Below are 13,936 nucleotides of genomic sequence, written 5' to 3'. Positions count from 1 at the left end.
GCGACCTCACAACTTGAGCCGGTTAAACAGCGGCTGGGGCAGGGCGCGGATCACCGCCATGATCCCCCGCCAGTAGCCGGGCAGATAGACTTCGCTGCGCCCCCGTTCGGTGGCCTTTATGATCCCCTCGGCGACCTGTTCGGGCTGGGCCCACAGGGGGCCTTTGTCCAGGTGGGCGGTCATGGGGGTGTCGACAAACCCCGGCTTGATGGTGATCACCTGGACGCCCGCCGGGGCCAGGCGGTGGCGCAGCCCCTGCAGGAAGGTGTTGAGCAGCGCCTTGGCACTGCCGTAGACGTAGTTGCTTTGTCGTCCCCGGTCGCCGGCCACCGAGCTGACCACCACCAAAGCGCCCCGGCCGGCGGTTTCCATCCGCTGGGCCAGGGGCGTGAGCAGGGCAATGACCCCCAGGGCGTTGACTTGGAAGCTGGCCAGGGTGTCATCGACGCTCTGCTGGCACTGGCTCTGATCCGGCAGGGCTCCCTGGAAGAAGTAGGCCCTTTGGGGTGGGTCCTCCGCCTGCCAGAGCTGCTCTATAAGGGTGTCGGCTCGCTCCGGACAGGCCAGATCCGCCACCACGGTTTCCACCGCCCCGGCCCCGCGTACCGTCAGATCCTGGGCCAGCCGCGCCAGCTTGTCGTCATCTCGGCCCACCAGGCACATCCGATGGCCCTGGGCGGCGTGATGGCGGCACAGGGGCTTGGCCATGGCGGAGGTGGCGGCGAATACCAGGACTCTCATACACCCCCCTTAGCGCTCACCCGGCGCCAGAAGTCGGAGCTGAAGGCGGGATCGCACTGGCCGCGAAAGCGCTCCAGTGCCGGGTAGGCCTGGGCAAAGTCGGTCGGACTCATGCAGGCGTCCTTGGCCGGATAGAGCCGGCCGCCACATTCGGCCAGCTGCAGATCCAGGCGCTTGAGCAGTGCGGCGGTGTCCGGCCCCCGGTTGGGCAGGTCCAGTGCCAGGCAGACGCCCTGGCGGGGAAAGGAGAGCCAGCCGGGGGAGGGGATGTCGGAGAACACCTTGAGCACCCCCAGGAATGAGCCTTGGCCGGCCAGGCGGATGGTTTCCAGCAGGCGCTGCAGGGCCTTGACGGCGTCCAGGGGCACCACGCACTGGTACTGGTAGAAGCCGCGCCGGCCATAGAGGCGGTTCCAGTGGCGGATCCCATCCAGGGGGTAGAAAAACCGCCACAGTGACTGGTTGTCGGTGCCGCGCCTCTTGCCCCGCTGGTAGTAGAGCCGGTTAAAGGCGCCGATGGTCCCGCGATTGAGCACAAACCCCGGCAGATCACTGGGCAGGCTTGGACGCCACCGACGCCCCTCCCGGACCGGCTCATCGGCGTGGTTGCCGGCGAAGAACAGCCCGCGGCAGCGTCCGCGCTTGGCGGAGAGGCTGTCGAGCCAGGCCAGGGTGTACTCGGCCCGGGTGCTGTGTTCGAAGGAGAGGTTCATAAACTGCTCCAGGGTGTCGAACGGTTCGGTCATCACCCGTACGGCGTTGCTGGGGATGGGTTTGAGATCGAACTCGGCCCAGCGGATAAGGCCGGTGAGGCCCAGCCCGCCGATGGTGGCGCCAAACAGCTCCGGGTCCTGGTCGGCAGAGCAGGTCAGCTCCCCGCGGTCGCTGCGCCACAGACCAATTCGGCGCACATGACGGCCGAAGGTGCCGGCCCTGTGGTGGTTCTTGCCGTGGACGTCGTTGGCGATGGCGCCCCCCAAGGTGATCTCCGTGGTACCCGGGGTCACCGGCAAAAACCAGCCCAGGGGTACAAACAGCCGCACCAAATCGTCGAACCGGACCCCGGACTCGCAGCGCAACACGCCGTTGTCGAAGCTCAGCAGGTGGTCCTGATCCCGGGTGTCCAGCAGCACCCCATCGCTGTTAAGGCAACTGTCGCCGTAGCTTCGCCCACGGCCGTAGGGCAACAGCGAGGTGGACTGGGCAGCCAGGCTGGGGCCGGAGAGGTCCCGGATCGCCCGCTGCGGCGGTGCCGGCAATCGCCCCCAGGCGCCGTACTCAGCGTAGCCAGTCAAACCAGAGATCTCCGTTGGCGGCCAGCACTACCAGGCCCGCGCTTGCGCCGATCAGCAGCAAGCTGGTGGGGTCGCGCAGGGCAAAGAGCACCGGGTCCTCGTGCAGCTCTCCTCGGCTGGTGAGCAGCCACACCCGAGTGAGCCAGTACAGCAGCAAAGGGCAGATGAGCCACAGCAGCGCTGGCCAGGCGTAGAGGGTCTGCACCTTCTCCCCGTTGAAGTAGAGGGTGATCACCAAGCTGGCGACGATGGCGCAGCCGACGCCGAAAGCGGTCAGCACCTGGCTGTCCCGGGTCCGGTAGCCCCGAACCCGCTCGGCCCGCGGTTGCAGGCGCACCGTGTGGATGATCTCCGTCACCCGCTTGGCCATCGCCAGGGACAGAAAGAAGAACAGCGAGAAGGCCATCAGCCAGAAGGAGCCGGCTCCGCCCACCAGCAGCATGCCGGTGAGCACCCTCAGGCAGTAGAGGCCGGCCAGCGTGAAGACGTCCACCAGCAACAGGTGCTTTAAGTAGAAGGTGTAGGCCAGGGTGGCCAGGCCGTAGAGCAGCAGCATCCCCTGGATCACCGGGGGCAGCAACAGGGCCAGCCCCGCCGTCAGCCCGAGCAGCAGCGGCACCAGAGACAGGCCGGTCGAGATGGGGATCTGGCCCGAAGCGTAGGGCCGGTTGCGTTTCTGGTGGTGCAGTCGGTCGGCACTCAAGTCCATCAGGTCATTGATGATGTAGGTCGCCGAGGCCAGGGTACAGAAGGCCGCCAGGGTCAACAGGGCGCGGTCGAGGGTGCCGGCAGGCAGGGCTTGGTGTCCCAGCAGCAGGGGCACCAGGATCAGCAGGTTCTTGCTCCACTGGTGGGCCCGTATCGCCTTGACGCAGTGCTTAAAGGAGAGGGGTTTCCCCCAGAAGATCCGCTGCAGTTTGACCCTCTGGGTGACCCAGAGCGCGAAACGCCGGGAGCGAGTAACCAGCAGTGCCCGGCGTCCGGCCTGCCACACCGCCAGGTCCTTGCGCTCGTTGCCGACGTAGTCGAATCCCCCGGGGCCAAAGCGGCCGACGAGCGCCTCGGCCTTGCGCTCGCCGGTGCAGTTCACCTCGCCATCGGAGGCGATGACGCCGGCAAAACAGCCCAGGTGGTCGGCCACCTGTCGTGCGATTTTCTGGTCGCTGCCGGTGCAGAGCCACAGAGGCCGGCGCTGGGCCTGGCGTTCCAGGTAGTGGATCACCGGGAGGTGGTAGGGCAGGCGGGTCACGTCCAGTTGGGCGCTTGATGCAAGCCGCTGTTTAAAAGGGGCCAGGCCGCTTTGCAGCAGGGTGGTCAGCAGGGGCACCAGGTTCCAGGGCTGGGTACGGATGATCACCAGCAGCAGCTCGAAGGAGAGATCGGATTTGAGCAGAGTGCCGTCGAGATCGACACACAGAGGCGTCTGTTGCTTGAGGGGAACCGCCATCATCTGCGGTTCCTGGGTGAACGGGCCGCTGCTCATGACATCTGCGAACCTGGCTCGGTTTAGTGGGGGTATTTCCCGTGGTTTTAACCATGAAGCCCTGAGAAAACAGCTCGATGTCCCGTCGGGCGTGCCAATGACTATAGACCAATACCGGGAAAGCGCTGCCACTGGGGTGGGACCGGGGTTTTGGGGGCCTCGGCGGGGCTTCACCGGCCGGACGGTACAGGGGCGCACTGCCCATCGACCCCGCTTTCCGTTATCCTTGCCTCGCCCTATAGTGGTTAACAACAGGTGGACAAAGATCCCCGTCACTGTAGCGGACCAATAACAAGGACTTTCCAGATGATTGATACTTCGTTGCCCCTGGTGGATCTGCATCGCCACCTGGACGGCAATATCCGCCCCAGCACCATCTGGGCGCTGGGTCAACAGCACAACCTGGCGCTGCCCGCCGACACCTTCGACGACTTGATCCCCCAGGTTCAGATCACCGACAACGCCCCGGATCTGGTCACCTTCCTGGCCAAGCTGGACTGGGGGGTGGCGATGCTCAAGGACTACGACGCCGTGCGTCGGGTCGCCTATGAAAACGCCGAGGATCTGCACACCGCCGGCATCGACTACGCCGAGTTGCGCTTCTCACCGGGCTACATGGCCCAAGCCCATCAGCTGGCGCCGGAGGGGGTGGTCGAAGCGGTGATCGACGGGGTCACCGCCGGCTGCCGGGACTTTGGCGTCCAGGCCAAGCTTATCGGCATTCTCAGCCGCACCTTTGGCCCCGACGCCTGCCATGAAGAGCTGCAAGCCTGCTTGGCGTTTCGCGACAAGATCACCGCCATGGACCTGGCCGGGGATGAGCTGGGCAAGCCCGGTGCCCTGTTCGAGGACCATTTCCGCCTGGCCCGGGACGCCGGTTTTCGCATCACGGTGCACGCCGGCGAGGCGGCGGGGGCCGAAAGCATCTGGCACGCGGTGGACGTCCTGGGGGCCGAGCGCATCGGCCACGGGGTCAAAGCGGTGACGGATCCGGCCCTGATGGATCACCTGGCAAAGCGGGGGATCGCCCTGGAGTCCTGCCTGACCTCCAACGTGCAGACCACCACGGTAGCCAGCCTCTCTGCCCACCCCATCAGCACCTTCCTGGAGCGGGGGCTTTTGGTGACCCTGAACACCGACGATCCCGGGGTGGAGGGGATTGAGCTGCGCCACGAGTACGAAGTGGCGGCGCCGGCGGCGGGGCTCAGCGGTGCCCAGTGCCGCCAGTTGCAGCGCAACGGCCTGGCCGCGGCATTTTTAAGTGACAGTGAGCGTCAGGCCCTGCAGGCCAAACGCACCTGATTGCCCTCGGCGCGCGGGCGTCGGGGCGTTTTACCACAAGGAGGGAGTATGGGACTGTTGGATGGGCTGCTGGGCAACGCCAGCGAGGTGGACCTGGATGAGCTCCACAATGAGCTGGCGCCGATCCTGGCCTCGGATGAGACGCTGAAACTGGCCTACAAGGTGATCCGCGATCTCTTCATCTTCACCAACAAACGGCTGCTGCTGATCGACAAGCAGGGGGTGACCGGCAAGAAGGTGGAGTACCACTCCATCCCCTTCAAGGCGATCACCCACTTCCTGGTGGAGACCAATGGCCGCTTCGACATGGACGCCGAGCTCAAGATCTGGATCTCCGGCCAGTCTGAGCCCTTGGTGCGAGAGCTTAAACGGGGCACCGACGTGGTGGGGATCCAGCGGGCCATCGCCGATTTGGTGCTCTGACCTCGGCCTGTGAATGGAAAAAAGGCGACCCAAGGGTCGCCTTTTTTTATCGTCGGTGATCAGGCCGCCTGGGCCGCTACCGGCGCCGGCGCGGGGGCCGGAGCCTCCTCGGGCGGGGCGATGCGGTAGAAGCTCGCGTAGAGCACCGGCACCACCACCAGGGTAAGCACCGTGGCGAAGCCCAGGCCGAACATGATGGTCACCGCCATCGAAGCGAAGAAGGCGTCGAACATCAGCGGGATCATCCCCAGGATGGTGGTCAAGGCCGCCATGCTCACCGGACGGACCCGGCTGATGGCCGCGTCCACCACCGCCTGGTAGGGCGCCTTGCCGGAGTCCAGCTCCAGGTTGAGCTGATCCAGCAGCACGATGCCGTTCTTTAGCACCATGCCGCTCAGAGAGAGCAGGCCCAGCAGGGCGGTGAAGGTGAACGGCTGGTTGGTCACCAGCAGGCCCACGGTCACCCCGATCACCGACAGCGGCACGGTCAGCCAGATCACCATGGGTTTGCGCAGGGAGTCGAACAGGAACACCGTGATGATGAACATGAACAGATACCCCATGGGCAGGGAGCTGAACAGCATGGACTGGGCGTCCTCCTGGGCTTCGAACTCGCCCCCCCACTCCAGGCTGTAACCCGCCGGCAGGGGCAGGGCCTCCACCGCCGGACGCAGCCGGGCAAAGAGGCTGGCGGCGGTTTCATTCCCCAGGATGTCGTGGTCCGCCATCACCGTCAGGGTGCGCTTGCGATCCTGGCGCTGGATCACCGCATCCTGCCATTCAAGGTCCACCCGGCTGACCACCTGCTGGACCGGCACGTAAGCCTGCAGGGTGGGGCTCCAGATCTTGATGTTGTCGAAGCTGCCGAAGTCCACCCGCTCGTCGTCCGGCAGGCGCACCACGATGGGCAGCATGCGGGTGCCGTCGCGGTACAGGCCCACCTGGCTGCCGCCGAAGGCCATCTGCAGGGTGCCCGCCAGCTCTTCGTTGCTGACCCCCAGGCGGCGGGCCTGGGACTCATTGATCACCGGCACCAGCACCTTGGTGCGCTCCCGCCAGTTGTGGCGGACGTTGCGGGCGCCCGGATCGGCCAGGAACACCGCTTCCACCTCAGTCGCCAACTGGCGCAGGGTGTCTGGATCCGGGCCAATCAGCCGCGCCTCGATCTTGGAGGCGGGGGAGGGACCGATCTCCATCAGTCGTTGCTGGAACTGGGCCTGGGGGAAGCGGGCCGGTAACTCGGTGCTGAGCTCCTGCATCAGCGCCATCATCCCCTCGCGATCGTCGGTGCGCACCTGCAGCTGGGCGAAGGCGGCGTAGCTCTTCTCCGGCTGGTAGGTGAGGGTGAAGCGCTGCATCCCCTGGCCGGTGGTGGAGGTGACAAACTCTACCCCGGGCTTGGCCAGGATCGTCTGCTCCACCTCGGTCACCACCTCGTGGGTCCGGCGGATGTCGGTGCCCTCGGGCATCCAGAGATCCAGGTAGAACATCGGGGTGTTGGAGGGCGGGAAGAAGGCGTTCTTCACCAGGCCGAAACCGGCACCGGCGCTTATCAGCAGGCCCAGCATCCCGGCCAGGGCCAGGGCCCGGTGGCGCAGGGCAAAGCCCAGGGTGGCGCGGAAGAGGGTGAAGATCACCCCCTGGTAGGGATCCCGGGTCTCTTCGGCCTCGGTCTCCTTGGTGCCGGGCAGCAGCAAGTCCGCCAGGAAGGGGGTCAGGGTCAGTGCCGTGACCCAGCTGAGGAACAGCGAGTAGCACAGCACCCAGAACAGCGAGCCCATAAACTCACCGGTGGCGTCCGGGGAGAGGCCGATGGGGGCGAAGGCGGTGATGGCGATCACCGTGGCCCCCAGCAGCGGCCAGATGGTCTGTTTAACGATGGCGGTGGCGGCCTCGACCTTGCTGAGACCGCGCTGACGCCCCACCAGGATCCCCTCCACCACCACGATGGCGTTGTCCACCAGCATCCCCAGGGCGATGATCAGCGCCCCCAGGGAGATGCGGTGCAGCTCCACCCCGGTCCACTGCATCATCATAAAGGTGCCCAGCACCGTCAGCAGCAACACCAGGCCGATGATAAGACCGCTGCGCAGCCCCATGGCGAACAGCAGCACCAGGATCACGATCCCCACCGCCTGGGCCAGGCTGACGATAAAGCCGTCCACCGACTGGTCCACCTCCTTGGGCTGGTCATAGAGGGTGTGCAGGGCGATCCCCGCCGGCTGAGACAGCTCCAGCTCCGCCAGGCGCTGATCGATGCGCTGGCCCACCTCCACCACGTTGACGCCGGTGGCGAAGCTGATCCCCAGGCTGATGGCGCTCTGGCCGTTGTACTGCACCAGGTTGCTGGGGATCTCCTGGAAGCCCCGGTGGATGGTGGCCACATCGGTGAGGCGCACCAGCTGGCCGGTGTCACGGCCGTGGATGATGGGGTCCACGCTGGAGTCGAAGCCACCGGGGCGCAGGTAGAGGGACTCGCCGTCGATGCTGATCTTGCCGGCGTTCAGCACCGCGTTTTGCTGGTTCAGCAGCCCCACCACGGTGTTGATGTCCAGGTTGAGGGCGGCCAGTTTCTTCAAGGAGATCTCGATGAACACCTGCTCCTGCTGATCGCCGCTGAGGCTGACCTTGCCGACGCCCTCCACCATCTCCAGCTCGCGTCGCAGGCCGTCCACGTACTCTTTGAGCTCGCTGAAGCTGTAGTTGTCGCCGGTCACCATCAGCAGGATGCCGAACACGTCACCGAAGTCGTCCATCACCTGGGGGGCGTAGGCCCCCGGCGGCAGCATGGGCACCTCGTCGTTGACCTTGCGGCGCAGTTCATCCCAGATCTGGGGCAGCTCATCCGCCCCGTAGTCCATCTTCATGCTGACCATGATCTGGGACATGCCCGGGGTGGAGGTGGAGGTGATCTTGTCCACGTAGGGCAGCTGGCGGATCGCCTTCTCCAGGGGGTAGGTGAGCTCCTCCTCCACCTCCATGGCGGTGGCGCCCGGGTACTGGGTGATCACCATGGCGTCTTTGATGGTAAAGGCGGGATCTTCAAGCCGGCCCAGGTCCTGGAAAGCCATCAGGCCCCCCACGGCGAGGATCACCAGGAACATCCAGCTGATCACCCGGTGCTTGATGGCGTATTGCGCAATGTTCATCTTACTGCTGGGCCTCTTGAGTGGCAGGAACGGGGTTGACGGTCATCTCGGGGCTCAGTCGGGCCAGGCCGGACACCGCCAGGGTGTCACCGATGCTCAGCCCGCTGTCCACCAGGGCCCCCTGTTGGGTGATGGCTCCGACGCGCACCGCCACCGGCGTAACGCGGTTTTCTGAGACCTTCCAGACACGAAACTGTCCGGGCTGCTGGGCCGCTTCCAGGGCAGTCAGGGGCACCCGGTGGCCCTGGGGCAGGCTGAGCCCCGCCGCTTCCAGGTCCACGTTGACCGTGACCGGCTGACCCGGGCGCAGGGGGCGGGCCTGGCTGGGCATGCTCAGCCACAGCTGGAAGGCCCGGCTCTGCGGGTCCAGCTCCAGGGTGTGCTCCAGATACCCCATGGTGTGGCGGCTGGGCTCACCGTCGAACTGCGCCAGAGGGCGGTAGCCGATGGACTGGGCCTGGGGGTCAATTTGGGAGAGCAGCAGATCCGGTACCGCGATCTGCACGTCCACCCGGTCGGACCGGTAGAGGGTGGCGACCGGCTCACCGGGGCTCAGGGTCTCGAAGCGCTCCTTGGGCACCTCGGCGATCACCCCGTCGAACGGAGCGTGCAGCTGGGTGTAGCGCAACTGGGCCTGAGCGGCTTTGAGGTTGGCCTGGGCCAGGCGACGGTTGGCGCTGAGCTCATCCAGCTCCGCCTGGGACACCGAGCCCTGGGCCAGCAGCGCGCTGGCGCGCTGGAACTGGCGATCCATCAGGGTGAACTGGGCCTGGGCGTCGGTCAGCGCCTGGCGCTGAGTGCGGTCGACCAGGGTGGCCAGCAACTGGCCCTGGCTGACGCTTTGGCCGGGGCGGACATTCAGTTGATCCAACTTACCGTCGATGCGAAACGCCAATTGCGTCAGATCGGCGGCCACCACCTGGCCGTTAAAGGTGCGTTCCTGGCCGGTTTCACTGTTGCCGACGGTGATCACCTCCACCGCCATGGGTGGGGCCTCTACCGGCGGCTGTTGCGGCGTACAGCCGGACATCAGCAGCAGGGCCAGCACCAGCAGCACGAACCACAGCAGGTTGAGTTTTTGATAGGACATGATCACAGGCCTCCCTCCCGCACCCAACGGCGCACTTTCTGTCCCGATTGCAATTTCTTGGCCCCCGCGGCCACCAGACGATCCCCCGGTTCGACGCCGCCGATCACGGCCCCCTGGTCGTCCAGGGTCAGGGTGATGGGGGTCAGGCGGTCATCGCTGTCCAGCTTCCAGGCGGTCACCAGTTGGCCCTCCCGGGACACCACGGCTTCCTCCGGCAGATACCAGGGCTGCGCGTCCTGACTGGGCCGGCTCAGGTGAACCTTGGTGGCCATGCCCGGCAGCAGGTTGAGCTGGCTGGGGCGGGTGATGGAGAGGGTGACCCGGTAGCTGTTGGTGTCCCGGTCCGGACGGGCCTGGCTCTCCTTGAAACGGGCGTCCAGGCGCAGGCCGGGCCACTCGACGAAGCTGGCGGTGAAGTGGGCCGACTCCGGTTGGCCAAGCAGGGCCCGATGGCGGCTGGGCAGGTTGAAACTGATGTCCAGTACGTCGTCCCCTTGGAGATTCATTACCGGCTCATTGGCACCGGTGATCTCAAAGGCACGCTTGTGGGTCAGGGAGATGGCCCCGGAGAAGGGGGCGGTCAGCTGGGTGTAACCCAGGTCCGTCTTGGCCTGGGCCAGTTGGGCTTCGGCCACCGTCAGCTGGGTCTGGCTGCGATCCAGCTGGTCTTCGCTGATGAGGCGGTCCTGGAACAGTCGGGTGTCCCGGGCCAGGCGCACCTTGGCCAAGTCGTACTCCGCCTGGCGGGCTTCCACCGCCAGTTGGTAGTCGGTGGGGTCCAGGCTGGCCAGCAGTTGGCCGGCTTCCACCCGGCTGCCCATGCGCACGGTCAATGCCTGGATCTGTCCGGGAACGCGAAACGCCAGGCGGGCCCGGTCGCTGGCTTCAATCTGACCGGAGAAGGCCAGCTCCTGGTCCTGGTGATGGTGGGGCACGTCGAGGATCTTGACGGGCTTCTCCCCCTCCTGGACCGGAAAGGATTGCACCTCTGAGCAGCCGCTCAGGGGCAGTAACAGGAGGCCGGCGAGGCCGAAAAGCGTCAGAAGCTGGCGCGGGGGGCGGTCAATCATGTGCGAAATTCCTGCACTGGGGCGTGTGTTAACAGAATGTACCTTGCTATACGGTTGGAAAGTATATTTACTGTCCGGCCGTATAGCAAGTATACTTTCCATGTGGATAGTAAATTTTCTGATGCCCTCTGGTCAGGCCCGACCGGGCTGGGCATAATTGAGGCCTAAGCAACTGGGAGGACCGATGACAGCCACCGTGGATAAGCGCAGCGGGCGCCAGAGCGCCGCCGCCGCCGAGCAAACCAAACACGCCATCCTCTGCGCTGCGGCGGACCTGTTCAGTGAGAAGGGGTTCGACAAGGTGTCGGTGCGGGAGATCAGCGAAGCCGCGGGGGTGTCCCACGGCCTCATCCGGCACCACTTTGGCAGTAAGGAGCAGATCTGGCATCGGATCTGCGACCAGATCCACCTCTACATGCAGGGCCTGATGGAGACCCTGGTGGCCGAGGCCGATCCGGCGCTGCCCTCCAACGAGCGCCTCTACGAGATCCTGATCCGCATGATGGCCAGCCTGCTGGTTGACCCGCGCCCCTCTCGCTTGGCGGCCAGCGCCATGGGCTCCAAGGAGGAGCTGTTCGACTACCTCTACGATCTCACCGGCCGCACCGAGAAGGTGTTGCTCGCGGAGCTGGAGCGGGTCCAGGGGGACGGTTTCCTGACCGAGTCCAACATGGCGGAGATCAAGTGGTTCTGCTGCATGTTCTCCGACGCGCCGGCCACCCTGCGGCCGCTGCTGCGCCAGACCTATGGCGGGGATCACGACCACGCCCTGTTGATGCACTGGCGGCTCTTTGCCCGCCTGATTGCCCCGCTACTGGGCATCGAGGAGCATAAGATCCCCGAACCCAAATCCCTCAGCGAGCTGATGGTGCCGGGCACCTGTGTGCCGGAACACATCCTCTAGGCCCGCGCCGTTGAATCCACTCCGGGCGCCGCTTCTCCTCCCTGGCGCCTCGGCCTCTCGATTGTGACGCCGGGGTAGCGCCGGCCTCACAATCTGCTGCCCCGTGATCACAAAGCCGCAAGAGCGCTGTGCCCCTGACAGATCAACCCTGACCCAAAGCTGAACGTCTGCTGGAAAGCTGAGCCGACCAGCACCCTTTCCCCAAGGCATTGGCCTCAAGGGCTGGTACAGTTGTGCGCCCAAATGCCCCAGAGCCTGACACCATGCCCAAGTTGACCCAACTCTGGCACCCCGGCGAGCTGACTCCGCCCGGGTGCGACACGGCGCTGAGCCCCTCCTTTGCGCCGCTCAAGCGCCGGCAAAGCCGCAACCCCTTCCTCTCCCCGGTGCAGGTCCGCAAACGCTGGCAGGCGCTGGACAATGCCGAGGCCCAGGCCCTGCTGCTGGACCCCCAGACCGAGGCCGTGATGGAGGGGTACGCCAAGAACATCGAGAACTTCATCGGCACCATCAAGATGCCGGTGGGGCTGGCCGGGCCGCTGCGGGTCAACGGCACCCACGCCCAGGACGACTACCTGGTGCCCCTGGCCACCACCGAGGCGGCCCTGGTGGCCTCCTACCATCGGGGCGCTTGCCTTATCAGCGAGGCCGGCGGCGCCAGCGCCATGCTGCTCAGCGAGGCGGTACAGCGCACCCCGGGATTCTGTTTCGACACCCTGGCCGAGGCGGGGCAGTTCGTGGCCTGGGTCTCCACCCAGTACGAGGTGTTCAAGGGCGTGGCCCAGTCCACCACCCGCCACGGTCGTCTGGAGTCGGTGAGCGTCAACCTGGAGGCCAACAACGTCTACCTGGTGTTCGAGTACACCACCGGTGATGCCTCGGGCCAGAACATGGTGACCATTGCGACCAACGCCGTGTTCCACCACATCCTGGAACACAGCCCGGTGACCCCGCGCCACGCCTACATCGAGGCCAACCTGTCCGGGGACAAAAAAGCCACGGCCCAGGCGCTGCGGGGCGTGCGGGGCAAGAAGGTGTCCGCCGAGGTGATCCTGCCCGCCGAGCTGGTGCGCCAGCGCCTGCACACCACAACCGAAAGTATGGTGGCCTACGGCCGCCTGTCTGCCACCGGCGGGATCCTAAGCGGCGCCATCGGCGTCCAGGGCCATTACGCCAATGGCCTGGCGGCCCTCTACATCGCCTGTGGCCAGGATGCGGCCTGTGTTGGGGAGTCCGCGGTGGGGATCACCCGGCTGGAGGCCCGCGACGACGGCGGGCTCTACGCCTCCGTGACCCTGCCCAACCTGATGCTGGGCACCGTGGGCGGCGGCACCGGTCTGCCCACCCCCAATGCCTGCCTGTCTCTGATGGGGCTGGCAGGGCCGGGTAAGGCCCGGGCTCTGGCGGAGGTCACCGCGGCCCTGTGCCTGGCCGGAGAGCTGTCCATCATCGGGGCCCTGAGCGCCGGGCATTTCTCCCGAGCCCACCATAAGCTGGCCCGGGGCAAAAGCGCCTAACTCAGGCCCGCCCGGTGAAGGGCCATCTCCATGCGCCGGGCATGGGCACCGAACCAGTAGAGGCGCTGGCATTGGGGACAGCGCTTGCGGGGCTGATGGGTCAGGTGGGCGGCGTACTCCGGCAGGGGGGCCTGGACGTCGACCCGGTGCAGCGGCGTGTTGCACAGCAGGCAGCGACTGAACACCAGGTTGGGCTTGGGCAGTCCGGCGTCGGCCACCACCTGGGTCAGTTGCTCCAGGGGCTGTTGGCTGGTGATGTAGAGCGAAGCCTTGGGGCGCAGTTCGCGAAGCAGGGCCCGATCCCGGGTTAACAGGCAGCGTTTATCGGTGTTGGCGCGGTGCACCAGCTCGCGGTCTTCGGCACCCGGGCAGTCCAGGGTGTCGTACCCCAGGGCCCGCAACCAGCGGGCCAGGCGCAACAGCATGGCATCGGCAAGAAACCGGGGTGGGTCAGAGCTCATGCCCCGAAGTGTAGGACGGTCAGAGCACCCGGCGGGCCTGCCAGTAGCGGGCCGACCAGTAGGGGTTATCCAGGCGCGACAGGATCACCCCTTTGCTGGTCGAGGCGTGCAGGAAGCGTTCGCTATCCACCATCATCCCCACGTGACGCTGATTGGCGCCGGTCTTGAAAAACACCAGATCCCCGGCCTGAACGCGTTCCCGGGCGACCGGTTGTCCCTCCTGAACCTGTTGCGCCGTGGTGCGGGGCAGGGCGCGGTTGAAATGGCTCTGGTAGGTCAACTGCACCAGGCCGGAGCAGTCCACGCCACGGCGGCTGTTGCCACCCCAGCGGTGGGGCACCCCGGCCCAGGCGGCGTATTGCTGCTTCAGCGCCGCCTGCACGGTTTGGGTACCGTTGCTTTGAGGCATTGAGGTTTCGCTGGGCGCCGGGGACTGGGCGCAGCCGCCGAGCAGCAATGCGGCGAGCAGTGGCAGGGTACGAATGGACATAACAGGACTTC

At 66.0% G+C, this 13,936-nt stretch carries 12 protein-coding genes; 4 read left to right on the top strand and 8 right to left on the bottom strand.

Annotated features, from left to right (window positions below; genetic code table 11):
- Positions 1 to 6 precede the first annotated feature (6 nt).
- The 3 genes from KUV81_RS06965 to KUV81_RS06955 are packed head-to-tail and all read right to left on the bottom strand — an operon-like array spanning position 7 to position 3,486.
- Entirely contained in the window at positions 7 to 741 is a 735-nt protein-coding gene (locus KUV81_RS06965; RefSeq protein WP_222543112.1) for an SDR family oxidoreductase, read from the bottom strand.
- Positions 738 to 2,036 (bottom strand): FAD-dependent oxidoreductase, encoded by a 1,299-nt coding sequence (locus KUV81_RS06960; protein ID WP_222543111.1) that lies wholly within the window; start codon positions 2,034 to 2,036, stop codon positions 738 to 740. The genes KUV81_RS06965 and KUV81_RS06960 overlap by 4 nt, the downstream gene beginning before the upstream one ends.
- Complete coding sequence (locus KUV81_RS06955) at positions 2,020 to 3,486, bottom strand: UbiA family prenyltransferase (protein ID WP_222543110.1); 1,467 nt, start codon at positions 3,484 to 3,486, stop codon at positions 2,020 to 2,022. The genes KUV81_RS06960 and KUV81_RS06955 overlap by 17 nt, the downstream gene beginning before the upstream one ends.
- Positions 3,487 to 3,825: 339 nt before the next feature.
- Here KUV81_RS06955 and add point away from each other — a divergent pair, with 339 nt between their 5' ends.
- Positions 3,826 to 4,821, top strand: coding sequence for an adenosine deaminase (gene add / locus KUV81_RS06950; RefSeq protein WP_222543109.1), 996 nt, complete (start codon positions 3,826 to 3,828; stop codon positions 4,819 to 4,821).
- Positions 4,822 to 4,869: 48 nt separating this feature from the next.
- Positions 4,870 to 5,244 (top strand): PH domain-containing protein, encoded by a 375-nt coding sequence (locus KUV81_RS06945; RefSeq protein ID WP_222543108.1) that lies wholly within the window; start codon positions 4,870 to 4,872, stop codon positions 5,242 to 5,244.
- Between the two features lie 59 nt (positions 5,245 to 5,303).
- On the opposite strand, the gene KUV81_RS06940 is transcribed toward KUV81_RS06945, so the two are convergent.
- From KUV81_RS06940 to KUV81_RS06930, 3 genes are read right to left on the bottom strand one after another with little or no spacing between them, the layout of a single operon-like run.
- Complete coding sequence (locus KUV81_RS06940) at positions 5,304 to 8,393, bottom strand: efflux RND transporter permease subunit (protein WP_222543107.1); 3,090 nt, start codon at positions 8,391 to 8,393, stop codon at positions 5,304 to 5,306.
- 1 nt (position 8,394) lies between these two features.
- On the bottom strand, positions 8,395 to 9,483 hold the full coding sequence (locus KUV81_RS06935; protein ID WP_222543106.1) for an efflux RND transporter periplasmic adaptor subunit: 1,089 nt from the start codon (positions 9,481 to 9,483) through the stop codon (positions 8,395 to 8,397).
- Between the two features lie 2 nt (positions 9,484 to 9,485).
- Entirely contained in the window at positions 9,486 to 10,553 is a 1,068-nt protein-coding gene (locus tag KUV81_RS06930; RefSeq protein ID WP_222543105.1) for an efflux RND transporter periplasmic adaptor subunit, read from the bottom strand.
- A 184-nt stretch (positions 10,554 to 10,737) separates the two neighbouring features.
- On the opposite strand from KUV81_RS06930, the gene KUV81_RS06925 reads away from it, so the two are divergent.
- Both KUV81_RS06925 and KUV81_RS06920 read left to right on the top strand, forming a co-directional pair.
- On the top strand, positions 10,738 to 11,457 hold the full coding sequence (locus tag KUV81_RS06925; RefSeq protein ID WP_222543104.1) for a TetR/AcrR family transcriptional regulator: 720 nt from the start codon (positions 10,738 to 10,740) through the stop codon (positions 11,455 to 11,457).
- Positions 11,458 to 11,720: 263 nt separating this feature from the next.
- Positions 11,721 to 12,974 (top strand): hydroxymethylglutaryl-CoA reductase, encoded by a 1,254-nt coding sequence (locus KUV81_RS06920; protein ID WP_222543103.1) that lies wholly within the window; start codon positions 11,721 to 11,723, stop codon positions 12,972 to 12,974.
- On the opposite strand, the gene KUV81_RS06915 is transcribed toward KUV81_RS06920, so the two are convergent.
- The gene (locus KUV81_RS06915) at positions 12,971 to 13,435 is read right to left on the bottom strand and encodes a Mut7-C RNAse domain-containing protein (RefSeq protein WP_222543102.1); all 465 of its coding nucleotides are present in this window, start codon (positions 13,433 to 13,435) and stop codon (positions 12,971 to 12,973) included. The two genes, KUV81_RS06920 and KUV81_RS06915, sit on opposite strands and share 4 nt — an antisense overlap.
- 19 nt (positions 13,436 to 13,454) lie before the next feature.
- On the bottom strand, positions 13,455 to 13,925 hold the full coding sequence (locus KUV81_RS06910; protein ID WP_222543101.1) for an NlpC/P60 family protein: 471 nt from the start codon (positions 13,923 to 13,925) through the stop codon (positions 13,455 to 13,457).
- Positions 13,926 to 13,936 lie beyond the last annotated feature (11 nt).

Source organism: Ferrimonas balearica (genome assembly GCF_019802085.1).
GTDB classification, from domain to species: domain Bacteria; phylum Pseudomonadota; class Gammaproteobacteria; order Enterobacterales; family Shewanellaceae; genus Ferrimonas; species Ferrimonas balearica_B.
Note: the sequence above shows the minus strand (reverse complement) of the source record. Positions and strands in the feature narration are given on the sequence as shown.

Bases quoted from the DNA above. Each gene is read 5' to 3' on its own strand.
- KUV81_RS06925 (WP_222543104.1), top strand. From the start codon at position 10,738: ATGACAGCCACCGTGGATAAGCGCAGCGGGCGCCAGAGCGCCGCCGCC.
- KUV81_RS06920 (WP_222543103.1), top strand. From the start codon at position 11,721: ATGCCCAAGTTGACCCAACTCTGGCACCCCGGCGAGCTGACTCCGCCC.
- KUV81_RS06910 (WP_222543101.1), bottom strand. From the start codon at position 13,925: ATGTCCATTCGTACCCTGCCACTGCTCGCCGCATTGCTGCTCGGCGGC.
- KUV81_RS06945 (WP_222543108.1), top strand. From the start codon at position 4,870: ATGGGACTGTTGGATGGGCTGCTGGGCAACGCCAGCGAGGTGGACCTG.
- KUV81_RS06940 (WP_222543107.1), bottom strand. From the start codon at position 8,393: ATGAACATTGCGCAATACGCCATCAAGCACCGGGTGATCAGCTGGATG.
- add (WP_222543109.1), top strand. From the start codon at position 3,826: ATGATTGATACTTCGTTGCCCCTGGTGGATCTGCATCGCCACCTGGAC.
- KUV81_RS06915 (WP_222543102.1), bottom strand. From the start codon at position 13,435: ATGAGCTCTGACCCACCCCGGTTTCTTGCCGATGCCATGCTGTTGCGC.
- KUV81_RS06930 (WP_222543105.1), bottom strand. From the start codon at position 10,553: ATGATTGACCGCCCCCCGCGCCAGCTTCTGACGCTTTTCGGCCTCGCC.
- KUV81_RS06955 (WP_222543110.1), bottom strand. From the start codon at position 3,486: ATGATGGCGGTTCCCCTCAAGCAACAGACGCCTCTGTGTGTCGATCTC.
- KUV81_RS06965 (WP_222543112.1), bottom strand. From the start codon at position 741: ATGAGAGTCCTGGTATTCGCCGCCACCTCCGCCATGGCCAAGCCCCTG.
- KUV81_RS06935 (WP_222543106.1), bottom strand. From the start codon at position 9,483: ATGTCCTATCAAAAACTCAACCTGCTGTGGTTCGTGCTGCTGGTGCTG.